Raw genomic sequence first — 23,335 nt, 5'->3', positions numbered from 1 at the left:
ACTGATATCACAGCTTAAATTTCTTGCTTTATCTTCCGTTATGAACTTGTTATGCTGTTCCTATGACACAGATCAATCTGAAATCCCACACGATTTCAGCTCTGGGAGGAGAGTTATCGTTAATGGAAGATTTTAAAAAGAACTTGCTTAAAATGGGAAAAACAAACCGGACTGTCCCCGCGGTTTTGCTGATTGCTGCTGCCTTCTTTCTGCTGTTCGGCATTTTTATGATCCCCCACAAGGATCAGCCCTTTGACCCGACCTCCGGCGGCTATGCTTCCCTCAATATCGTCTATGTTATGGGCCCCTTCGCAGAGCAAACCTCTGACGGAAGGACTGTAAAGAAATATTATGTTGCCGAAAACGACAAAGGTTACTGGTCTATCATCAGCACCGAAAACTCCTGTCCCTTTCCGGTTTACAATGAAACCATTTCCGATGCCGATCTGAAAGCAATGGTTCCTCAGACTGCTGTCGGTCAAAGCAAGAAGATCCCCAAAAAGCTTGCCGGATACCTTGTAGACTACTTTAATAACAACGGCTTTGAGCTCTCCCTTTCCGACTATGAGCAAACCTTGGGTGATCATTATCTCGATACCACCGCACCTTTGATGGGCAGCAGCCTTGTGCTCTTTATATTTTCTGCAGTCTTTTTCATCCTCAGTGTGATCGTCCTGATCTCCTTCCGGAAAAACAGCAATCACATTCAGACCCGTATTCAGGAGCTTATGCAAGACGGTGAGTTCGAACCACTCTGTCAGGATTTCCAGTCAACTGGCGCTGCTTTTTATGACAGATTAGGTCTCGCTGTCTCTCCCCATTATCTCCTTGACTTTTCCAATTTGCAGTATGGTTTTTCTGTATACCCCCTCGATCAGTTTTATAATGTTTTTAAATGCAACATGGTGAACGGCCAGCCTACAACATCCAATTACATTGCTCTGGAGCTCAAGAATGGACAGCGGATCCTTGTTGCAGCCTGCCCGAATACATCTAAAAGCTTTAACACTGCACTGGATATGCTGAAACAGTCTGTAAACGGAGGTATGCAATGGTGATCACTTACGGAACCAGAACCTTATTCAAGCGGGAAGGCGCATGGGGACATGCGATCTGTAAAAACTGCGGACATGATGCTCCCCAAACCCTTTGCCGCCAGCTCGATCAGGTAACACTTTTCTTTATCCCCATCGTCAGTCTTGAAAAACAACGCGGCATCCTGTGCGAAAGCTGCGGCATGATTGTCCCCCTCGACAAGGCAGAATACAAACGCCGCCGTGAAGCAAGACAAAAAGCTGCCCTTTTCTGAGCCTTTGATATCTCTGCCACTAAAAAAAGAATGTGCCTTGGCACATTCTCGCGCCGAGGCGCGGTTGCTTCGGCAACCATCTACCCCTGCGCCGAGTGCGCATCCTCGCGGAGCGTTTTTATTTCATAGGACGCATTTTCCTATGAAATAAAAAACCGGTCATAAAAGACCGGTTTTTTTGCATTCTATTGTTTATTCTTTTTTCATAATCCATACTTCGCTGACTGCCAGCGCCTTTAAGGTATCGTAAACCTCCCAACGGACTTTCAGCGTGCCGTCCTGATAGGATTCCTTCGGCAGGTCGTATTCCCAGAACGGCTCTCTTCCAGCCTCGATCTCCCGGCGGACAGATTTTCCGTTCGGATTCTGCGCAATCCGATCTGCCAGCAGGACTTTTCCGGCACGGATATTGACCAGTGTTTCATCCTTCAGCGCGGTCTGTCCCACAAATGCCCGGAAAAACGAATTCGGATAAAATACCTTCATCCCATAAGAAGCTTCCGGATCAAGTCCGGTAAACGTCATTTCCAGCGGCGTTCCATACAGCACCGTCACATTCAGCGCCCAGGTCAGCGGCATCGGGAACTCGTGGTACCAGCCGTCGATCTCATGCAGCAGGCCGACCATTGTATACACGCTGTGATCGATGAACGGAGTTTTTAAATATCCGGGATCTTCCTCCCAGCTGTGCCATACGGAAACATGTGAAAAGCCTTCGTAAGTGCCGGGCGCGCAAAACTGGTTTCCGTCGCCGGGATCCTGACGCAGGTTCAGCTGATGCAGCGCTGCGCATCTGTTCTTTTCGTTCTGCATCTTTTCAATCCGCTTGAAGCTCTGCATCAAATACTGATAATCGTTTAACGGCATGCTTCTCGTCTGCAGGTACGCGCCGCGAATCCAGCACTGCCCGCCGTGATGGTTTTCGGTCAGCTGAATACCGCACAAATTCCGCAGGCTGTCTGCCAGCTTCAGCATTTCAAACAGCACATCCTCCGCTGCCGGAACGTCCCTGGAAAGATTCAGGATCGTCCGCGCCTCCCGGATAACTGCTTCGCTTCCGGTAATATCCGCCAGGTCGAGCACCGCACGCGCCTGCTGCTCCAGCTCCTGATCCTTTGCATATTTCTGTTTCGTCCAGTAATCCGTCAGAATCCGCAGCTTTAACATCTGATAGCGGTAATTGTTTTTCACCTGTTTCGATACGGTTTTATCGAATGCTGTAAAGGATTCATACAGTGCATCGATTCCGTCGTTTTCCAGAACCGGGCCATCCCAGTTATGCTCCACGTCCATCAAAAATTCCGCAACCTGCTCAGAGGTTTCCGAATCGATAAACAGGTTTGCATAATCCGCCATCGTTTCCTCTGCCGTCACCGAGCTGTCAAAATCCTGATCCGCCCAGAGGATCTTGTTGACGTCATCATGGATACCCTCGGAATAGGTGATCGAACCGATGGTATACGGCTCTAACATATTGTGAATCGCTTTCATTTTTTCCGGACGCGCATTGTAGCCCTCCCGTCCGCTCGTCAGTGCAAACGCCATATCCCAGTTTTCCACCGGGAACTGACAGTTCGAATTGTGGGAAATATCCGGATAGTTCCGAATGTTTTCACGATATTTTTCGGGAAGCTTCTCATACAGCTCTTCGATGCTGTCCTGCTCCCAGGGCGCAAAGCACACACCGGTAATCCAGTCCGGCTCCTTTGCGATTTCTTCATAAAAAGTATCGTACCAGCCAGGCTCCGGCTGAAAATGCTGCGGTGCAACCCATACGCCCGCTTCCGGATGATATTCGTGCAGAATTTCCACAAAATGCTCTGTCAGACGCATCGCATCCGTCGGCCAGAGGGAACCGGGATCCCCCAGCGGAACCAGCATTGCATCCAGATAAGGAATTGCAGAAAAGACCCTCCGGCGTTCTTCCATCTCCCGGTCGATGCACCCAAAATCATGATAATCGCGTCCGACATTCGGATACCACAACCAGACGTCCATGCCATAGGAATGAATGATTTTGGAAACCTCGCACATCAGCTCCATCGGATCTTCCGGGAAAAGTGCGGAATACAAACGGTCGTCCGTCTTCGGCGGAAGCAGCTCGATGGCGTTTGCTCCGAACAGCGCCAGATCCTCGATATACGCCTCGAATTCCTTTTTTGACCATGCGCCGTAGGTATTGTTTTTGTCCCGGTAGCCCAGCTGATGTCCCCGCAGCGGATACTGCGGCGTCATGCTCAGGCTGTCCAGCTCGTCCGGAATTTCAATGCTGCCTTTTTTTACAATTGCTTTTCTCAAAAGCCGCGCCATCCCGTAAAACTCACCGCGCTCGTCTTTTCCGAGCACAACGATGCGCCCGCTGCCGTCCGGGTTGTCGATGACCCGGATCCGGAAGCCCTCTTTGCCCGGCACAGTGATGCCGTCAAACAGCGCTTTGACCTCCTCGCTGCAGCTGTCCTCTTTATAAAACTCTATGCTGATTTTTCCAGACGTTTTAGACTGCAGTAAAGAAACACCGCTTCGTTTTTTTAAATTTTTGCAAAATACGTCCGCAGTCTTTTTTTCCAGAGCAGTCTGAAGCTGCGGTTTGTATACAACAGCTGATATGATTTTCATTTTCTTTCTCTCCTTTTCTTTATTTCCACAACTTCCGTGCCAGGATGTCCAGCGGCTCTGCGAACCGCTCAAACAGCCCGTCCTCCGTAATTTCATTTCCATCCTGCGATGCATAATCGTTCCACAGCATGTAGCAGGCTCCCAGCGTCCGGCTCGACCACCGCGGAAGCTCCCAGGTTCGCTCCTGCGTTTCGAAAACGTTCGGCTGCCACTTTTTTTCCAGAAAATCCAGATCCAGACGGTCATAGCCGCCGCCCGGAATCAGGTACAGACTGCTGCTCAGCGAATTGATGATGGAAAATCCGGCATCATACATTTCCTGCGGATCTGTCCAGTCCGTATCCCATACCTGCAGCTGAATTTTTCTGGAAAGCCCCGAATAATCCTGTCCGGTCTTCGACAGGCTGCCCCACATGCGGATCGTCTTTTCCGGCGCTGCCTCCGCCACATAGTCCGAAAGCGCTTTCATATAATCCACAAAGGCTTTCTGATTCCCAAAATACTCGTCCATGCCGATATGCACCGTCCCCGTTCCGGAAAAAGCATCCGACTCCGTCAGGTATTCCGACCAAATCGTCTCTGCCAGCTTCTGCGCTGCCGGGTTGGACAAATCCAGCTGATCAACACTCTCCGGATCACCGGAAAGCCCAAGCTTCGGAAATACTTTTGTAAGTGCCAGACTGTGGGCGGGCGTGTCGATTTCCGGCACGACCTCAACGCCCATCACCGCAGCGTCTTCGATAAACTGTGCAAATTCTTCTTTGGAATAATACAGATCCTGCGACGTAATCGACTGTCCCGCTTTATTTCTCACATCCGATTCCAGCCGAAACCCCGCATACAACTGTCGCGCGCCCTCTTTTGTCCCATCGTAATCGCTCTGGGAAATGATCTGATTGTCGTTCAAATGAATCTGCAGCGTGTTCATCTGATGCTTTGAAAGCTCTTCTGCAATGCGGTACAGAAGTTCGAGGGAAACCGGTCTGCGCCCTACGTCGATTCCAAAGCCCCGGACCGACCACGCCGGATAGTCCCGCAGCACGCCGGCCGGAAGCTGTCCTTCTGATTTCTCCCAAAGCTGTCCAAGCGCCACACACCCCCAGCGCACCCCGCGCTTCGTGCGCGCCGAAATCGAAATCACGCCCGGACTCTCTGCTTCCAAATTCAGTTCATACCCCTCGTTCCCAAGCGTCTGTGTCCATTCTTTCCCGTCCCCGACAGCCTTCCGGAAGTTCAGGACGATATCTCCTTCCGTTGGTTTTTCTGTATCCGCCAGCTTCTCAACCGATACGTCCTGCAGCAACTGTCCGGAAAGCTCCGTTGCAAAAAGCTGTGCCGTCCGCTCCAGCTCCTCGTCCCGGTACACGACCCGGATGAAACGGGTTGTCCAGTCAGAGTGGGCCGCTCCAGTGGACGCGCCACCGGGCTTCCATTCCATCGCGGTAAAGCCCTCTGGAAGGGTCACTGCCGAGAGGGCTTCCGGTACTTCCTCCCGTTCTCTGTCCACTTCCACCCTCTCCGATGCCGGAATCTTTGTCTGTATTCCCGGCAGTTCCTGCATTTCTCCGTCTTTTTCCAGAATAAATCCAAGCTCAACCTGCGTATCCGCGATCGTGTCCGTGATTTTTCCGTCCATATTTACCAGCACATCATAATCCGCCCCGCCAAAGGAAATGCTGTACGGCTCCGGCACCGTTGGGAGCTCCAGCGTTCTGCGGCTCCCAGCTTCAATCACAGGTGTTTCAACCACAAAACAATCCTCCAACTGTCCGTACACTTCCAGCTCCTGTACCGAGACGTTCTGATAATACAGGCTTAAATCGCTTTCCTCTTTCAAAACGTCCGTCACATGCAGACGAAAATACCGCGCCTCTACAGGCTCATTCAACACAATCTGCTGCTCTTTTTGCTCCGGCGCCTCTTCAAAAACAGATGCCTGCTGCCAGTGCTCTTTATCCTGGGAATATTCCAGCGCATAGCCTTTCGCATTCGTCCGTTCCCAGTATATCCGAACTGCACCGATGCTGACCGATTCTCCAAAATCCGCCATCAGCCAGTGATCGTTGTTTTCCCAATCGTTTTCCGACGACCAGCGCAGGGTTTCGTCCGTATGATTTCCGTCCCCCGCATACATCGCCCGAAAGTCCCTGCCTTCCTCGCTGTCCGCTGTCAGCTTCGCTTTTTTCTGTAAAATCAGATTTTCCCCAACGGTTTCTACCGTCAATCCGGCGTCACATTCTTCCGCACTCCATACCTGCCATAACGGCTGCTCTTTCTCAGAAATTTCTGTCATGCTTTGAGAAGCAGCTGACATTCCGAGCACTCCTGCAGCAAGCACTGCAACCTGAAGGAATTTTGACACACGGACTGCGTGCCTGCCATTGGCATGCCGCCTGCCCACCGATTTGTCGCCTGCAGATTTTCCATCTTCCAGTCTGCGATCCGCGTGCAGCAACCTTCCGCTGTCTTTTCCCGTTTTTTTCTCTTTCATGCCATCCCAGAACCTTTCCAGTCCGATTTCTATCTACTATCCGAAAAATTTCATCACGATTTTTCCAGTCAGAGAAACGACCATTCCAATCGTGGGAACCACGTAGATTCCTGCAAAGAAGACTGCCAACAGCAGCCGATACAGCATACCGAAGCATTTTTCAGCCTTCCCCTTCTGCTCTGCTGCAATTTTCCATCCCGCCTCAGCTTTTCGCCTCGCAAAAAACAGAATCAACAGGAATGCAAACCCCAATATGCTGATGCCAACCCCAGCTTTCAGTCCCGGTTCCTCAAACGAAAATACAATTTCATTTTCGCCCTCTGCCAATGTTATCCCCAGAAAGCCGCCAAGTATCGGCTCGATATCCACAGCTTTCCCGTTTTGTATACACTTCCATCCGTCTATCGCAACGAACGGAACAAACAACGTTTCTCCCTCTGCCGCAGACACACTCACATGAATTTGTGCATTGCGCTCTGAAATGGAACATTCTGACGGCTGCAGGATTCTGGCGGTTCCTGACTGCAACGCCGCCTGCCATGCATTCTCATGCAGCGCACCAAGCTCCATCTCCTGTGCTGCGACCGGCGTCCCCATCCGGTCGGTAACAGAAATCATCACCTCCTGCGCTTCAAAAGTTCCCAACAGAATCAGCCGATGTGCACTCGCCATCTGGTTTTTCTCCGGAATTTCAACCGGCTCACCGTTGACTGAAATAAAAATTTCATCCGCGCTTCTTCCTGCATCCAGATACAAAAGCTGCTTGTCCGTCACAGAAATACAAAGCGTTCCATCCTCCAAAACAAGCTCCTGAGCCGGGAAAACTTCCATGATATTCGTATACTCTTTCGAACCGGTCGTCACATCCACGCTCTGCTCTTCTTCAGAAGTCTGTCGATGTTTCGTTTCAACATCCTCTGCAGACAGTAGCTCTGCCCAGGCACGCTGATTGGAAAGTACGCTGCCGCTGCCCGACTGCCCCAAAGCTTCCTTTGAGAATACAAACACATTGCGCAGCATTGTATCGGAAATTTCCGTTCCGCCGACGGCACGCACCGAAACCCAGGGTGCAAGATAACCGAGACTTTCCAAAATCGCCTTTGTCTGTTTGCTTTCGGTCGGAAAGTATCCGCTGATCGAGCCTTTCCGGTCCACCAATGCAGCGTTGATCGGAAGATCGTCCCGATCTGCCTCGCGCGCAAGCAGCCACGAAGGCTCTGCGGATTCAGCGTTTTTACTCTCCGCCTGCTTTGCAATTTCTGTCATCTGTCGGTACGCCGCTTCATTTTCCTGTCGAACCGCATAATCTGGCGGCAGTAAAATCATTGTATACACACAAAAGCCGCCAACAAGTGCTCCAAGCACCGCCATTCCCGGTGCCCCCGCCCCTCCTGTTTTTTCCCCGGAGGTCTTTGCATGGAGCGCCTTTTGTCCGCACCACGCCGATACTCCAACAAGCAGCAATACAACCGCTGTCACAGCGGTTTCTTTCGGACACACCTTGCTGATCGCCAGCGAGGAAAACGCCTGCACCAGACGCTTTTCCCAAATGAGTGTCAGGCATACAGCGCCCAATGCGGATACAGCCGAAGCAACCAGCAGGAGCACACAGCGCAGGCGGAGCCCTGCCGGATGTTTGCAGACATTTTCTGTACGAAAATCATCCGCATCGCGCTCCTTTCTCACCGCCACAAGTGCCGCCATGCTCAGCACTGCCATGTACCCATAGCGCACCGGGAAGCACACATAGGACCCCATATGCCACAGGAGGTTAGCCGGTTCCAGCAATACCGTCAGCCACAAAAATCCCGTCAGATACGGCCAGAACCGTTCTGCAGCGCTGTGCGTTTCCTGTTCCGCAGCGCTACGCCTTTTGCGTTTCCGGAAACATCCCGAAGCAAACAGAAGCCCCATCAGTACCGGATTTGCAATCTGGAACAGCCTCTCAAACAAATCATCCAAACCATGCCGTTTCATCACACCGAAATAGGACAGATTTTCCCCGGAACGCGCGGACTGCAAAAGCAGAATCGCAGACGGGAGCAGAACCGCCGCCGAAATACAAATTCCGATCAGCGTATCAATTCCCATGCACCCCATTTTTTTGGTGCGGTTTTCTTTTCTCTCACAGGTATAGAGCCAGATCGCCCCGGCAAAAAGTGAAAACAGAAGCGTCATAAACCCGAGCTGAATGGACAACATCAACTGCCATGCGAGCAAAACAGCGTACCAGCCGCCCTTTTTCTCCCGCAGCAAACGCAAAAGCGCCAGGCAAAACAGCGGAAAAATCACCGGGAAAATCATCCACTTGATGATCTGATAGTTATACGCCATGTACCCGCAGCATGCGTAGCAAAGGGCGAGCGCTACATTCTGAAAGCGTCTGCCCGATGCTGTTTTTTCCAGAAAAATATGCGCTGTAACCGCAGATGCAGTGCTGTAAAGCAGCACCAGCACATTGACCGCCTGATAAATTCTGTCCCGCCCAAACAATAGCAAAACATAGTTAAACGGATTGAGCACCTCATTGATCGTATCCGCATACAGATTCGCCCCGCCGGAAACGCTAAAGTCCAGAAACAGATTTTTCTGTCCTGTCACAACATCGTAAAAATGATACAAAAGCGGCAGATACTGGGAATATAAATCCGTGATCGCCACTGATCCATCCCCGAAGGGATACATTTTTTTATAAGAAAAAAGCAGGCAAAACAGCGCCACACTGCAAAGTGCAGTAAGCGCCGTCGCCTGCCATGTTTTACGGGATTCTTTTTTCAGTTTTCCATGCCAGAATACTCTTTGGTCTGTCCGATTTTCCATTCAGATTTCTCCGTACTCTATCTTCCTTAAAGCAGACACCACACTGCCGTCATCGCCGTGCTCAACATACAAAATGCCAGCAGCAGTACAAAAAGCACCTGCGATATTGCTCTTTTCACCGCCGGATGCCCGGTCGCATCGCCCTCCCTGCGCCGCATCTCAAGCTGCTCTTTCGTGCCCTCCTGCCAGATAAATGCCAGCGCAATCGCCGGAAACAGCAGCTCGATTTCCATATATCGAAAATGCATGCTGCATTCCTGCGGATAATCATATGCAAACTTCAGATACAGGAGCAGATGCACAAAATAGCCGACCACAAATAAAATCCGGCTCGCAGAATCGATGCCGAAGCGCTTTGCCCGAACGACAAATACGCGAATAAACGCCATCAATGCCGCCAGCGCCAGCAGCGCACCGACCAGCATCAAAAGCACTGCCAGCACCTTTACACTGCGTCCGACGTCCGCCATATCCCATTCACCCAGCACTGAGGTACGGATGATCTGCATCCATACATTATAGCCGCAGCCCAGCTTAAACTGACGTAAGTTGTCCAACATTTCCGACGGAACCGGGAACAGGAAACGGTTCAAAACCGGGACATTTCCGGTGTACTGCCAGGAATCCTCCGGCAGCGTATAAATCCACACGAGGGGCATATGGAACTGAATCCTATTTCGGATATAAAAGCTCATGCCAAGGGGAATCGAAACTACACCAAACAGAACGTACTGACCGAGCAGCTTCTTTACCGGGACGACGGGAATTGCAGCATTTCGGGTGCTCTCTACGCTGCGTGCCCTACAATCTCGTCCATTGTCCAGACTTCTTACCAGCATCCAGAGCATCACCGCCGCGATCGGAAAGGCCATCTGCGCGACACTCTGTTTTGTCAGCATACCAAGCGCGATAGAAACCGCCAGCTTTAAGATGTTATGCGCCGTCGGAAAGCGGCTCCACAAAATCGTATAGTACACGCACATCACCGTAAACATCAGGCTCATGCAATCGTTGTTCACGCTTCCGGAAAGCAGCACCAGCGCCGGATGGAAGCAAAACAGCAGCATCACAAAGCGTTTTGCTTTTTCCGTCAGCTCAAACTGCTCTGCAATCCGCAAAAGGAACCAGAGAATAAGCAGCGAGCAGACAAACGGGACGACCTGGATCGACTCCTCCAGCACATCCGTATTGGAAATAAAAAGAGAGCAAAGCTTCATCCACAGCGCGCACAGATAATGGTGCAGCGGCGGATGGTTGAACTGATAAACACTCGTCGGGTCAAAATCCGGCAGCTTCCAGTTTTCATATAAATACTGGATATATGCCAGATGTCCGCCTGTCACCGTATGCCCGGCATCCAGATCGATCATCCCGATATCATACTGTCTGTCATAGATCGTGGAAAAAAGCACATAAAACAGGCGCAGCATACAGCCTGCCGCCAGTATCACATCCATTTTGATCCGATCTGTCCTTTTTCCCACTTTCTCCATGCTCTCCCCCATTTCGTGCCCCGCGCTGCAGCAGTTTGACGCTGCGCCGTTCTTACATCCGTGCTATAATTTTTATGCCCGTGCCTCAGTTTTTGACCGCACGGCGCGGCCAGCTTTAATGCATCAAAATCATTGAAAACAGTACGGTAAGGATACCGCAGACACCGATCGCCAGTCCGCTCATGGCGCCCTCTGTTTCTCCCAACTCAATCGCCTTGGATGTTCCCACCGCGTGGGAGCATGCGCCGATGGAAATTCCGGCGATCATCGGATCGTTTACCCGGAAAAGTCTGATCAGTGTCGGTGCAAAAATGCTTCCCAGAATGCCGGTAAAAATAACCGCAACAACGGTAATGGGCACCATTCCTCCGTGTCCCTCTGCAACGCTGACCGCGATGGGTGTCGTAACGGACTTCGGAATCAGCGAGACTGTCATCGCCTCGTCCATGCCAAACAGCTTACACATCAGCAGCACGCTCCCCATCGATGCAAGAGATCCACAGGACGCACCGACTACGATGGGAAGCCAGTTTTTCTTTAACAGCTCTGCCCGCGTGTAGATCGAAACTGCAAGACATGCCGTTGCAGGTGCGAGGAACATGTTGATAAGCGCTCCGCCTTCATTATATTCCTCATACGGAATTTTAAAGATCAGTAAAACGCCGGATACGATCACAATTGCAAGCACAAGGGGATTGCACAGCACCAATCCGGTCTTTTTGCGGATCCAGGTTCCAACCCAGAATGCGGCGATGCTTAATCCGATTCCGAAAAACGGAGACATAAACAGTTCATGCATCATTCTTTTGCCCTCCCGCTTTTCTTTTTCTGCATCAAATACAGCGCGAGCTTCATGCTGTATGCCGTCACTGCAAATGTCACCACCGTACTCACCACGCAGATCACGATCAGCTGCACCACCCAGTTTTTCAGGACGTCAAAATAGTTGATGATGCTGACTCCCGCCGGGATAAAAAAGAATGCCATATTTTCCAGCAGAAAATCCGATTTTTCACGGATATGGTCTACCTTCAGAATATGTACGCACAACAGAATGAACAGCAAAATCATGCCGATCACGCTCGCTGGGAAAGAAAACGGAAGAAGCTTTTCGATAATCTGAGAAATCCAGCAAATCGAAAAGATAATTCCTACCTGTGTTACAATTTTCAAGTTTTAATTTCCTCCTTTGATCCGGTGCTGCCCCTTAAAGCAGGCAGCGCTGCATATCTTTTATCATCTGTTCCGCCTGCGAAAGCAGGTCTTCAGAGTTTTTCTCCACTACATTACTCCTTTTGAACTGATAAGTAAAGACCGGATTCCCCTGAGGTAAAAACTTTAAACTGTTCCCATATTGTTCGAAAAGCATCGGGATATTTTCCCCGTGCACTCGTGCGTCCGGTCTGTATACAAAGCGCAGTTCCCCCGGACGCCCCTTGATTTCCATAATATAAAGCTTGTGCGCCTGCGCCCGCAAAAGCGCAATCCGCAGCAAATTGTCTACGGACTTCGGCACGGTTCCGAAGCGGTCGAGCAGCTCTTCTTTCATCTCTGCACTCTCGCTTTCCGTCTCCACGCCGGCGATTCGCTTGTAAATGTCGAGCTTCTGCTGCTCATTAACAATGTAAGAAGCCGGAATATAAGCGTCCACCTCCAGCTCCACCGTCGTAAGAAAGTCCGGTGCAGTGTCCTCGCCCTTTAAATTCTTTACCGCTTCGTTCAACATTTTACAATATAAATCATAGCCAACCGCTTCCATATGACCGTGCTGACGCTCTCCCAAAAGGTTGCCCGCGCCGCGGATCTCCAGATCCTTCATTGCAATCTTAAAACCGCTGCCCAGATCGGTAAACTCCCGGATCGCTGCCAAACGCTTTTCTGCAATTTCCCGCAGCACCTTGTCCCGCTTATACATCAAAAATGCATAAGCCGTCCGGTTCGAGCGCCCGACACGTCCGCGCAGCTGATACAGCTGGGACAATCCCATTCGGTCAGAATCGTGGATGATGATCGTGTTGACGTTGGAAATGTCCAGTCCGGTTTCGATGATTGTCGTCGCAACCAGGATGTCGATTTCGCCGTTGATAAAGCTAAACATGATTTTTTCCAGCTCTCTCTCCGACATCTGCCCGTGTGCAAATGCCACATTCGCATCCGGCACCATTTCCCCAATCTTTGCTGCCATATCTGCAATCGTATTGACGCGGTTGTATACATAATACACCTGACCATTCCGGGACAGCTCACGGGTGATCGCCTCACGCACCATTTCTTCATTATATTCCATCACATAGGTCTGGATCGGCTGACGTTCCTCCGGCGCTTCCTCCAGCACGCTCATATCGCGGATACCGACCAGAGACATATGCAGGGTCCGTGGAATCGGCGTTGCCGTCAGGGTCAGCACATCCACGTTCTCTTTCATTTTCTTGATCTTTTCCTTATGGGTCACGCCAAAGCGCTGCTCCTCGTCGATCATCAAAAGACCAAGATCCTTATATTGCATATCTGATGAAAGCACGCGATGTGTCCCGATCACGATATCCACCAGACCTTTTTTGAGATCCTCGATCACCTTTTTCTGCTGCGCAGGCGTCCGAAACCGCGACATCTGCTCAATCCGGATCGGATAATCCTTCATCCGCTGCACAAACGTATTGTAATGCTGCTGCGCCAGAATCGTCGTCGGCACCAGAAAAACAACCTGCTTGCCGTCCTGCACCGCCTTAAACGCCGCGCGTATTGCAACCTCGGTTTTGCCATAGCCAACGTCCCCGCAGATCAGGCGATCCATGATTTTGTTGCTCTCCATGTCCCGCTTCGTCGCCGCAATTGCCATCAGCTGGTCATCCGTTTCCTCAAACGGGAACATTTCTTCAAACTCCCGCTGCCAGACCGTATCCTCCGAAAAAGCGTAGCCCTTCCCGTTCTGGCGCGCCGCATACAGCTCCACCAGATCCTTTGCGACCTCATCCACTGCCGCCCGGACACGGGTCTTGGTCTTATGCCACTCCTGCGTTCCGAGCTTGTTTAACTTCGGCTTTTTCGCTGCATCGGCGGATGCGTACTTCTGAATCGCGTCCAGACCGGTTGCCAGCACATAGAGGTTTCCTCCGTCCCGGTACGAAATTTTCATGTAATCCCGGACCGTTCCCTCCATCTCGACCTTCTCGATGCCCTGATAAATACCGAGACCGTGCGTCTCATGTACGACATAATCCCCGACCTTCAGCTCTCCGAAATCGCGGATTTTCGTGCCCTCATAGCGCTGAATTTTCCGCTTTTTCTTTTTGGGCGCACCAAAAATATCCCCCTCCGAAATGACCGTGAATTTCAGCATCGGATATTCAAAGCCTTTTTCCACATGTCCGTAAAAAAGCTCTGTCTCGCCAGGCAAAACCTCCCGGTCAGGGTCTTCACTGTAAAAAGCGCTCAGCTCCTGCTCCCGCAGATCGGCTGCCAGACGCTTCGCCCGCGTCCGGGATGCACATAACAAAAGCACCCTGCTGCCATTTTTCTTGTAACGTTTTAAGTCCTTTAACAGGGCTTCAAAACTGTTGTTATAGGACGGCATGCTGCGCACCGTGATTTCAAACCTGCGATCCGGCTTAAACAGGCTGCTCTTTGCATCCAGCGCGGCGAGTGACACTGCCCGATACTGCGACAGCTTCCCTGCGATTTCCTTTTCGGGGTACAAAAGCTGCGCCTGTCCCGGCAGGATATAGCCTTTTTCCAGACGTCCGGTCATGCTCTCCCGAAATTCTGTCTCAAGTGCGTTCGCCGTCTCCGACAAATGCTGTGGCTCATCCAGAAAAACTGCCGTCGTTTCCGGATGGAAAAATTCCAGAAAGGACTCCGTCTGCGGATAAAAATAATGCACGAAGCTTTCCAGATTGACTACACTGCCAAACTCCTGCGCAGACTCTTCGATCTCTTTGATCTGCGTCTCAATCCGGTGTGCTGCCTCCGGATTGCCCTGTTCCCGCAATTTTTTGGCATATTGCTTCGTCTCTTTTTTGATTCTCGCAAAGCCGTCCTGCCTGCGCGCCTCCGAAAGCATCAGCTCCGTTGCCGGATAAATCGCAATCTCATCCAGATTTTCCACCGAACGCTGGGACAGCACGTCAAAGCTTCGAATCGACTCCACGCTGTCTCCCCACAGCTCGATCCGATACGGATTTTCTTCCGTCATATCGAAAATATCAATAATTCCGCCGCGAATGGAAAACTGTCCCGGTTCCTCTACCTGCGGGCTCTTTTCATAACCCATTTCCACCAGCTGAACGGAAAGTTTCCTCTCGTCTACCGTTGATTTTTTATCGAAATGCAGTATTCTTGACACAATCCCGGAAAGCGGCGTCTGCGGCATCATCAACGCGGACATCGTCGTTACGATCGTAACCGGACGCTTTTCGAGCAGCGCGCGCAGCACACGCATCCGCTCCCGCACCAGATCGCCGCCGGAAACATCCGCCTGATAAAAGATCAGATCCTTGCCCGGATATACCATCGTCCTGCGGTCGTAAAACCCATATTCTGCGCCGATTTCCCGCGCTCTTTTGTCACTGAAAGTAACGATGATTTTCTGTGTAAAACCATCGCTCAATCCATATACCATATGAAGCTTCTGGGAATCATACAGCCCGGAAAAGGCAACATGCCCTTTTCCTCTGTCCAGAAGTGCTTTTCCCTCTTCAAACTCCGCCAATTCCCAAAGCGGAGCTGTCAATACCTTCATGCTATGCCTTCTCCACTTTTCGCCCGTTATACACGTTCATCGCTGCATCCGGACCTTTTTCCAGAATCATCTGCACCGCTTCACAGACTTCCTCCGAAACCTGCTTCATCAGCACCTGCTCCTCCCGATCAAAATGTCCCAGCACATAGTCCGCAAGGTCGTAGCCTGCCGGTTTTTCCCCGACGCCGACCTTAATCCGCACAAACTGATCTTTTCCAAGATGCTGAATAATATTCTTCAAACCGTTATGACCACCCGCGCTGCCTTTTTTGCGCACCCGGATGATGCCAGGCTCCAGGCTGATATCGTCGTGAATTACGATCAGGTTCGTGCTGCCGTCTACCTTATAATAATCCAGCACTTCCCGGATACATTCGCCGCTCAGGTTCATATAAGTCAGCGGCTTTACCAGAATTATTTTCTGCCCGTTTAAATAGCCTGCACCCAAAAGTCCCTTGTGCTTTGCCGTGTTTACAGAAATTCCGGTCTTATCTGCCAGCATATCTATGACGGAAAAGCCGATATTATGCCTTGTATTATCGTATTCTTTTTTCGGGTTTCCAAGTCCTGCAATTACATACATGTTCTGTCCGTTTCCTTCCTGCTTCTGCCTGCCCTTTTCTGCTTTTGCAGGCGCTGTCTGTTGTGCTTTCATGTTAGCACAGTTTCCCCCGCTCGGGCAAGTGAGAATGTACCCTGCTGCCCTTTCCATCTGCGGCAACATACAGATGGCTTTTCTAACCGGATATCCGGTCAGGAAAACAGTCCCGGTACATCGCTGCACCGGGACTGTCTGTTGTAGTCTGTATTTATTTTCTGTATTTATTTAAGAAATTATGCAATCGGTTCTTCCAATGCCGTATTGTATGCTTCCAAAATAATTCCCTGGATCTTTTCCCGGGTTCCCTGGCTGATGGGATGGGCGATATCGCGGTATTCCCCATCTGCACTGCGCTTGCTCGGCATCGCAATGAACAGTCCCTTATCGCCCTCGATCACTTTAATATCATGCACCACAAACTCGTCGTCCACGGTAATGGATACAATCGCTTTCATTTTACCTTCTTTGGCAATTTTCCGAACCCTTACATCGGTAATCGTCATAACTTATTCCCCCTAGCGTTTCAGATAATGTATCTGTCGTTTTTCTCTATTACAATCTTGATTTCATCTTCTCCGCGATAGAAGGAATTTGCACGGATCGTATCCCGGCTTTCTACGATACAGTTCTCGATGTGCGTGTTATCGCCGATGTATACGTCATTCAAAATAATGGAATTCTTGATGTAACAGTTGTTTCCGATAAAGGATTTTTTGAAGATTACGGAATCCTCTACCGTGCCGTTGACAATACAGCCGCTGGAAATCAGGCTGTTCTCAACCTTCGCTCCAACATTATACTTTGCAGGCGGTAAATCGTCAACCTTTGAATAAATATCCGGATACTGTTTGAAAAAATAATTACGGATCTCCGGTTTTAAGAAGTCCATATTGGCATCGAAATAGTCTTCCACCGTTGCAATATTCTTCCAGTAATCTTTGATCTTATATCCGAAGATCCGTTTCTGATTTTTGTAACGGATCAGAATATCCTTTACAAAATCATAACGGTCTTCCATTGCACAGCGCTCGATCATATCAATCAGGAGACGTCTGCGGATAACATAAATACCACAGGAAATGGTATTGGAGCGTGCCTCAATCGGCTTCTCTTCAAACTCTTCGATCCGGCTTTCCTCGTTCATCTTGATGGTACCGAACCGCTCTACGTTTACATTTGCCGGCATGTCCTTGCAGACAACGGTCACATCCGCTTTTTTGGAAATATGATATTCGAGGACTTTGTTGTAGTCCATCTTGTATACACAATCGCCGGAGGTAATAACTACATAGGGCTCATGGCTGTTTTTTAAGAAGGAGAGGTTCTGATAAATGGCATCTGCCGTGCCTCTATACCAGGAGCTGTTCTCTGCGGTTACCGCAGGAGTAAACAGAAACAATCCACCCTGTTTTCTTCCGAAATCCCACCATTTGGAGGAGCTTAAATGTGCATTTAAGCTTCTGGCGTTATACTGGGTCAGCACGCCGACTCTCTGGATATGAGAGTTCGTCATGTTGCTCAGCGCAAAGTCAATACTTCTGTAGCTGCCTGCCACCGGCATCGCGCCGATCGCGCGCTTCTGGGACAGTTCTCTCATCTTGCGGTTATTGCCGCCTGCTAAAATGATACCGATTGCTCTCACTGTTTGTCACCTGCCTTAATCAATGTTTTGCCGCTTGCCAGATATCCATCCGGATAATCGTCTGCTGTCGTAATGCCGAATACAACGGAATTCTTGCCTACAGATACATTGGCAGGCACAACGCTCTTCTCACCAACAGTGACAATACCGTCGCAGTAAATATGCGGTGCAGTATCGTTCGGTGCTTCCTCCCCGACGCCCAGTCTGACGTGATCACCGATCTTCGTGTTTTCCGCTACGATTGCCTTGCTAAGCTCACAGCTCGCCCCAATCTCTGTATTGTTCATGATAATGGAGTCACGCACAACCGTATCTTTACCGATCGTAACACCGCAGCCGATTACAGAGTTATAAACCTGTCCGTAAATCTCAGAGCCTTCTCCGACGATACTGCGTTCGATCACACCGCCCTTTGCAACGTACTGAGGAGGCAGGATCTCGCTTTTTGTATAAATCTTCCAGTATTCTTCATAAAGATTAAACTCCGGAACAACATCGATCAGCTCCATATTCGCTTCCCAGTAGGAGGTCAGGGTTCCGACATCTTTCCAGTAACCGTTAAATTCATATGCATACATCGGTGCGCCGTTTTTATGACAATAAGGGATGACATGCTTGCCAAAATCCAGGTTTGGCTGATCTGCATTATCGATCAGTGCCTGCTTCAGCGTTTTCCAGTTAAATATGTAAATACCCATGGATGCAAGGTTACTGCGCGGGTTGGCAGGCTTCTCCTCAAAATCCACGATCCGCTTGTTCTCATCGGTGATCATGATACCGAAGCGCTTGGCTTCTTCCATCGGAACCGGCATAACGGCGATCGTACACTCTGAACCGTTCTGCTTGTGGAAATCCAGCATCACTTCATAATCCATCTTGTAAATATGGTCGCCGGAAAGAATCAGCACATATTCCGGGTTAAAGCCCTCCATATATTCGATATTCTGATAGATCGCGTTTGCTGTACCGGTGTACCATTCGCTGTTTTCATTTTTTTCATAAGGAGGCAGAACAGTAACACCCCCGATATTCCTGTCCAGATCCCACGGAATACCGATCCCAATATGCGTATTCAGCCGCAGAGGCTGATACTGTGTCAATACACCGACTGTATCAACACTAGAATTGATACAGTTGCTTAATGGGAAATCAATGATCCGATATTTTCCGCCAAATGAAACTGCAGGCTTGGCTACCTTTGCAGTCAGCACGCCCAGTCGGCTTCCCTGCCCGCCTGCCAGTAACATGGCAATCATTTCCTTCTTAATCATGTCCTCACCTCGTTGTTTCTATCAACTTTCCCACGGCTGTCGCCGGGCTTAAGAAAAGTATATCACACGCATCTGTAAAAGTGAATAATAATTTTACATTTGCACGCCCTTTTCGACCTTTTTTCTTGTGAAATATAGACACAAATCAAATTAGTAGGTTTATGTTTTTATTCAAAATATTCAATTTTCTCAAGCTATCGCTCCCATTTCCTTCTTTAATTATTCACAAAATGTCCTTTTTCGTCTTTTCCGGTATGTTTTGTCAACCGATAACACATTGTTATTTTGTCGAAGAAAAAAGGCGCTGCAGACGGCGCCGAAGTTTCTATTTGTTTTTTCAGAGAGTTTGCGCTACAATTGACCCAGTACAGTATTCCAATTCAGAAATGGAGATTCTTTATGTATCAGGTAGATTTTAACCATCCAATTCACGTTTATTTTATCGGCATCGGCGGCATCAGCATGTCTGGCCTCGCCGAAATTCTTTTATCCGAGGGCTTTACCGTATCCGGCTCCGACTGGAACCGCTCTGCCCTGACCGAGCACCTCGAAAAAAGCGGCGCACACGTCAACTATGGCAAGCCCCAGAAAGCGGAAAACATCACAGACGACATCGACCTCGTCGTATACACCGCCGCAGTACATGCAGACAATCAGGAATTTTCCCGTGCCAAAGAGCTGCAGCTTCCCATGCTGTCCAGAGCGGAATTTCTCGGACAGCTGATGAAAAACTACGACACGCCGATCGCTGTCAGCGGCACCCATGGCAAAACGACCACCACTTCCATGATTTCCGAGATTCTGCTGCAGGCAAATACCGACCCGACCCTTTCTATCGGCGGCATTTTGAAATCCATCCACGGCAATATCCGCGTCGGCCACTCCGGTCTGTTCGTCGCAGAGGCATGCGAATATACCAACAGCTTTTTAAGCTTTTTCCCGAAAATCGGCATCATCTTGAATATCGAAGAAGACCATTTGGACTTCTTTAAAGACCTGGCAGATATCCGTGCTTCGTTCCGCAAATTTGCACAGCTTCTGCCTGCGGACGGCACGCTGTTTATCAACGGCGACATCGAAAACTGGCAGGAGATCACAGAGGGTCTGGCATGCCGCGTCGTTACGTTCGGCACAACCTCTGCTTCCGACTATTATCCCTCCGATATTTCCTATAATAAAACAGCGGACGCAACCTTTACCGTGCACAGCTTAAACGGTCAGACCAGACAGCTTACGCTCGGCGTTCCCGGGGAGCACAATATCTCCAACGCCCTCGCTGCAGTCGCCCTGTCCGATCTGCTTAGCATCGATTATCGGGATACCGCGGAAGCGCTGCTGAATTTCCACGGGACTGACCGCAGATTCGAATATAAAGGAACGATAAACGGTGTAACAATTGTGGACGATTACGCACACCACCCGACCGAAATCGCCGCTACCCTGCACGCTGCGCTCAATTATCCGCACAAGACGCTCTGGTGCATTTTCCAGCCTCACACCTACACCAGAACGAAAGCGTTTTTACCTCAGTTTGCCAAGTCCCTCGCACTGGCGGATAAGGTCATCCTCGCAGATATCTACGCCGCCCGTGAAACCGACACCCTCGGCATCAGCTCTGCCGATCTGCAGGCTCTGGTACAGAAAGAGGGCAAAGAATGTTTTTATTTCCATACATTCGAGGAAATTGAAGACTTCGTTTTAAAAAATTGTATCAACGGGGACCTGTTGATAACTATGGGAGCCGGAGATGTTGTAAATATCGGCGAAAACCTGCTTTCCAGATAACTTATCCACATTATCCACAGCCAGAACGTGGAAAACTTTCCTCTCTGGCTGTGGATATTTTTTTCCAAAAAAAGATGATATTTCTGCGCCTTTGACAATCTTTTACACATTTTCCACATTATCCACATCCACGAAAACCCCAGTGTTTATCAGCCCTGAGCCGGAAACTTCCTGTTTCCTTTTTAAAATGTCTGTGTTAAAATGGGGCTTGCCAAAAGGAATTGAAAAGTTTTCCACAGTCTGCAGGACGCAGACAAACTGCAGCAATTTTTACAAAGAACCGGGAATACTAGTATGAGTGAGATTTTTTTGTGCGGCGGGGCAGCGGATGCTACCGTCCTTTCCAACGTTTTTATCGATGAATATTTAAAAGATGCCAACGATGCACAGTTAAAGGTGTATCTTTTTCTCGTGCGCCGTCTGCAGGCAGGCGATCCTGTCAGCATTTCGGACATGGCAGACCGCTTTAATCATACGGAAAAGGACATTCTGCGCGCCCTCTGCTACTGGGAAAAGTGCGGCGTCCTGACGCTCAAGCTTTCGCCCGACCGCACAACCCTGCAGCAGATCCGTCTGCTCCCCCTTTCCAAGGGGAAGAGACAGGACGCAGGACAAGCTGATTTTTCTACGGAGCAGACCACCGGACATATTTCACGCGACGTCGGACGGCTTGCGGACACGACTCGCAGCTCTGATACCGAACGCTTTGGCGACGCAGCCCGCAATTCTGAGCAAGGCGCTGACGCGGCCCTGCCCGGAGCAGCCGCGTACGATACGTCCAACACTGCGGCTGCTCCCTCCGGACGCACGGCCGCACCGCAGATCCGCAGCATTACGATGCTTTCCCACCAGTCCCTTGAGCCTGCCGATCCCTATGCCAAACCAGCTTACAGTCTGGACGAGCTCAAATCCTTCCAGCAGCAGGAGAACACCGCGCAGCTGATTTTCATCGCAGAGCAGTATCTCGGACGCACGTTAAGCCCCGCCGATATGAAGTCGATCCTCTTTTTCACGGATAAGCTCCATTTCTCCGATGACCTGATCGACTATCTGCTGCAATACTGCGTCGAGCGCGGCAAAAAGGATTTCCGCTACATTGAAAAGGTCGCGATCGCCTGGGCGGAAGCCGGGATCACGACACCTGCCCAGGCAGAAGGTCATGTTTCCCGTTACGACAAGAATGTCTATTCCATTATGAACGCTCTCGGCAAGACCAATACCCCCGCACGCAATGAGCTCGCCTATATCCGCCGCTGGACAGAGGAATTTTGCTTTGAGCTCGACGTTATTTTAGAAGCCTGCGGACGCACCGTCCTGGCTACCGACAGACACCGCTTCGCCTATGCAGACAGCATCCTCGCTGCCTGGTACAAGGCAGGCGTCCACCACGTCGCAGACATCGCCAGACTCGACAGCTCCTATCAGAAAGAGCGTGCATCTCGCCCGGCGCGCAGCGGTTCTACAGCAGAATATAACAGTTTCATGCATTCCAGCTATGATTTCGATGCGCTTGAAGAGGCGCTTTTGAAGCAGTAAGGAGGTTTGATGTGGCACTGACTGTTTCCCAATACAATTCCATCCTGCGGCAATACGAAGAACATCAGACCCGCAACCGCCATCTGCACGATCAACGGCTGCATCACATTTATGAGACAGTCCCCGGCTATCAGGCCCTCGACGAAGCCGTTGCATCCACCTCTGTCGCACAGGGCAAAAGGATGCTCGCAGGGGATACAAATGCGCTTGCACAGCTCAAAGACCAGCTCAAAGACCTTGCACAGAAACGTGCCTCCCTTTTGCTGGAAAACGGCTACCCGACAGATTTTCTCGATCCGATCTACGACTGTCCTGATTGTCAGGACACCGGCTATGTGAACGGTCAGAAATGCCACTGCTTCCGTCAGGCAGAGATCGCGCTTCTTTACGAACAGTCCAACCTGAAACGAATGCTCGAAAAAGAAAACTTCGGCACGCTCTCCTATTCCTTTTTTCAGGGAGACGAACTGACCTCCTATCGCCAGGCTGTCGAAAAATGTAAAAATTTTTGCACAAATTTTAAAACGTCCTACCAAAACCTTTTCTTTTATGGTACAGTAGGTACGGGCAAGACATTCCTGACCAATTGCATTGCAAAGGAATGTATCGAGCAGGGCTGTTCTGTGCTTTATTTCAGTGCAGCATCCCTTTTCGACTTACTCGCCAGGAACACGTTTGACTATAGGGCACGGGAAGAGCTTTCTGCACTCTGTGCGGATCTCTACAGCTGCGATCTGCTCGTTATCGACGATCTCGGCACCGAAACTGCCACGGCAGTGACGCTCTCCCATTTCTTTACCTGTTTGAACGAACGTCTGCTCCGGCAGAAATCCGTTATCATTTCTACCAATCTTTCTCTGGAAGATTGCAGAAACCGTTATCAGGACCGAATTTTTTCCAGAATTGCCAGCAATTTTGAATTCTGTAAACTCACCGGCCCTGATATTCGTATGTGTAAAAAGGTATCCGCTGTCTCGGGTCCAGTCCGCTGACACAGATATCCAAAATATTAACTTTTACCTTCAGAAAGTGA

General features: G+C 50.0%; 16 protein-coding genes. 5 read left to right on the top strand and 11 right to left on the bottom strand.

Annotation, left to right across the window (positions count from 1 at the left end; genetic code table 11):
- Positions 1–122 precede the first annotated feature (122 nt).
- A complete protein-coding gene (locus tag ACLTOQ_RS06250) occupies positions 123–1,058 on the top strand; it encodes a hypothetical protein (RefSeq protein ID WP_337425760.1) in 936 nt (311 codons plus the stop codon).
- A complete protein-coding gene (locus ACLTOQ_RS06245; RefSeq protein ID WP_021914943.1) occupies positions 1,052–1,309 on the top strand; it encodes a zinc-ribbon domain-containing protein in 258 nt (85 codons plus the stop codon). Before ACLTOQ_RS06250 ends, ACLTOQ_RS06245 begins: the two co-directional genes overlap by 7 nt.
- Positions 1,310–1,501: 192 nt before the next feature.
- Here ACLTOQ_RS06245 and ACLTOQ_RS06240 read toward each other — a convergent pair whose 3' ends face one another.
- The 11 genes from ACLTOQ_RS06240 to ACLTOQ_RS06190 all read right to left on the bottom strand — a co-directional run bounded on the left by ACLTOQ_RS06240 (position 1,502) and on the right by ACLTOQ_RS06190 (position 18,981).
- Positions 1,502–3,925: a hypothetical protein gene (locus tag ACLTOQ_RS06240; RefSeq protein WP_412319091.1), complete on the bottom strand. Its 2,424-nt coding sequence runs from the start codon at positions 3,923–3,925 to the stop codon at positions 1,502–1,504.
- Positions 3,926–3,944: 19 nt separating this feature from the next.
- Complete coding sequence (locus ACLTOQ_RS06235) at positions 3,945–6,416, bottom strand: family 20 glycosylhydrolase (protein ID WP_412319090.1); 2,472 nt, start codon at positions 6,414–6,416, stop codon at positions 3,945–3,947.
- Between the two features lie 36 nt (positions 6,417–6,452).
- Positions 6,453–9,236, bottom strand: coding sequence for a YfhO family protein (locus ACLTOQ_RS06230; protein WP_337425763.1), 2,784 nt, complete (start codon positions 9,234–9,236; stop codon positions 6,453–6,455).
- Between the two features lie 26 nt (positions 9,237–9,262).
- Entirely contained in the window at positions 9,263–10,729 is a 1,467-nt protein-coding gene (locus tag ACLTOQ_RS06225; protein WP_412319089.1) for an ArnT family glycosyltransferase, read from the bottom strand.
- 115 nt (positions 10,730–10,844) lie between these two features.
- Positions 10,845–11,528 carry an LrgB family protein gene (locus tag ACLTOQ_RS06220; protein WP_262585253.1) on the bottom strand — a complete coding sequence of 228 codons (684 nt, stop codon included), beginning with the start codon at positions 11,526–11,528 and terminating at the stop codon, positions 10,845–10,847.
- Positions 11,528–11,902, bottom strand: a complete 375-nt coding sequence (locus ACLTOQ_RS06215) for a CidA/LrgA family protein (RefSeq protein WP_117959959.1) — start codon at positions 11,900–11,902, stop codon at positions 11,528–11,530. The genes ACLTOQ_RS06220 and ACLTOQ_RS06215 overlap by 1 nt, the downstream gene beginning before the upstream one ends.
- A gap of 34 nt (positions 11,903–11,936) precedes the next feature.
- Complete coding sequence (gene mfd, locus ACLTOQ_RS06210) at positions 11,937–15,467, bottom strand: transcription-repair coupling factor (RefSeq protein WP_412319088.1); 3,531 nt, start codon at positions 15,465–15,467, stop codon at positions 11,937–11,939.
- A 1-nt stretch (position 15,468) separates the two neighbouring features.
- On the bottom strand, positions 15,469–16,050 hold the full coding sequence (gene pth / locus ACLTOQ_RS06205; RefSeq protein ID WP_117960065.1) for an aminoacyl-tRNA hydrolase: 582 nt from the start codon (positions 16,048–16,050) through the stop codon (positions 15,469–15,471).
- A 251-nt stretch (positions 16,051–16,301) separates the two neighbouring features.
- Positions 16,302–16,571, bottom strand: coding sequence for a septation regulator SpoVG (gene spoVG, locus ACLTOQ_RS06200; RefSeq protein ID WP_021914851.1), 270 nt, complete (start codon positions 16,569–16,571; stop codon positions 16,302–16,304).
- A gap of 20 nt (positions 16,572–16,591) precedes the next feature.
- Positions 16,592–17,710, bottom strand: a complete 1,119-nt coding sequence (gene glgD, locus ACLTOQ_RS06195) for a glucose-1-phosphate adenylyltransferase subunit GlgD (protein WP_117959957.1) — start codon at positions 17,708–17,710, stop codon at positions 16,592–16,594.
- Positions 17,707–18,981 (bottom strand): glucose-1-phosphate adenylyltransferase, encoded by a 1,275-nt coding sequence (locus tag ACLTOQ_RS06190; RefSeq protein WP_021914848.1) that lies wholly within the window; start codon positions 18,979–18,981, stop codon positions 17,707–17,709. The genes glgD and ACLTOQ_RS06190 overlap by 4 nt, the downstream gene beginning before the upstream one ends.
- Before the next feature lie 399 nt (positions 18,982–19,380).
- Between ACLTOQ_RS06190 and murC the strand changes: the two genes are divergently transcribed.
- The 3 genes from murC to ACLTOQ_RS06175 all read left to right on the top strand — a co-directional run bounded on the left by murC (position 19,381) and on the right by ACLTOQ_RS06175 (position 23,294).
- Positions 19,381–20,766, top strand: a complete 1,386-nt coding sequence (gene murC / locus ACLTOQ_RS06185) for a UDP-N-acetylmuramate--L-alanine ligase (RefSeq protein ID WP_337673762.1) — start codon at positions 19,381–19,383, stop codon at positions 20,764–20,766.
- A gap of 294 nt (positions 20,767–21,060) precedes the next feature.
- Positions 21,061–22,302, top strand: a complete 1,242-nt coding sequence (locus ACLTOQ_RS06180; protein WP_412319087.1) for a DnaD domain protein — start codon at positions 21,061–21,063, stop codon at positions 22,300–22,302.
- Positions 22,303–22,313: 11 nt separating this feature from the next.
- Positions 22,314–23,294 carry an ATP-binding protein gene (locus ACLTOQ_RS06175; RefSeq protein ID WP_262585153.1) on the top strand — a complete coding sequence of 327 codons (981 nt, stop codon included), beginning with the start codon at positions 22,314–22,316 and terminating at the stop codon, positions 23,292–23,294.
- The last annotated feature ends 41 nt before the right edge of the window (positions 23,295–23,335 follow it).

Source organism: Gallintestinimicrobium sp. (assembly GCF_046968865.1).
Lineage (GTDB): Bacteria > Bacillota > Clostridia > Lachnospirales > Lachnospiraceae > Gallintestinimicrobium > Gallintestinimicrobium propionicum.
Note: the sequence above shows the minus strand (reverse complement) of the source record. Positions and strands in the feature narration are given on the sequence as shown.

What these genes read in the sequence shown, in the direction of transcription:
- ACLTOQ_RS06250 (WP_337425760.1), top strand. Translation starts at nt 123, where the DNA reads ATGGAAGATTTTAAAAAGAACTTGCTTAAAATGGGAAAAACAAACCGG.
- ACLTOQ_RS06245 (WP_021914943.1), top strand. Translation starts at nt 1,052, where the DNA reads ATGGTGATCACTTACGGAACCAGAACCTTATTCAAGCGGGAAGGCGCA.
- ACLTOQ_RS06240 (WP_412319091.1), bottom strand. Translation starts at nt 3,925, where the DNA reads ATGAAAATCATATCAGCTGTTGTATACAAACCGCAGCTTCAGACTGCT.
- ACLTOQ_RS06235 (WP_412319090.1), bottom strand. Translation starts at nt 6,416, where the DNA reads ATGAAAGAGAAAAAAACGGGAAAAGACAGCGGAAGGTTGCTGCACGCG.
- ACLTOQ_RS06230 (WP_337425763.1), bottom strand. Translation starts at nt 9,236, where the DNA reads ATGGAAAATCGGACAGACCAAAGAGTATTCTGGCATGGAAAACTGAAA.
- ACLTOQ_RS06225 (WP_412319089.1), bottom strand. Translation starts at nt 10,729, where the DNA reads ATGGAGAAAGTGGGAAAAAGGACAGATCGGATCAAAATGGATGTGATA.
- ACLTOQ_RS06220 (WP_262585253.1), bottom strand. Translation starts at nt 11,528, where the DNA reads ATGCATGAACTGTTTATGTCTCCGTTTTTCGGAATCGGATTAAGCATC.
- mfd (WP_412319088.1), bottom strand. Translation starts at nt 15,467, where the DNA reads ATGAAGGTATTGACAGCTCCGCTTTGGGAATTGGCGGAGTTTGAAGAG.
- pth (WP_117960065.1), bottom strand. Translation starts at nt 16,050, where the DNA reads ATGTATGTAATTGCAGGACTTGGAAACCCGAAAAAAGAATACGATAAT.
- spoVG (WP_021914851.1), bottom strand. Translation starts at nt 16,571, where the DNA reads ATGACGATTACCGATGTAAGGGTTCGGAAAATTGCCAAAGAAGGTAAA.
- ACLTOQ_RS06190 (WP_021914848.1), bottom strand. Translation starts at nt 18,981, where the DNA reads ATGATTAAGAAGGAAATGATTGCCATGTTACTGGCAGGCGGGCAGGGA.
- murC (WP_337673762.1), top strand. Translation starts at nt 19,381, where the DNA reads ATGTATCAGGTAGATTTTAACCATCCAATTCACGTTTATTTTATCGGC.
- ACLTOQ_RS06180 (WP_412319087.1), top strand. Translation starts at nt 21,061, where the DNA reads ATGAGTGAGATTTTTTTGTGCGGCGGGGCAGCGGATGCTACCGTCCTT.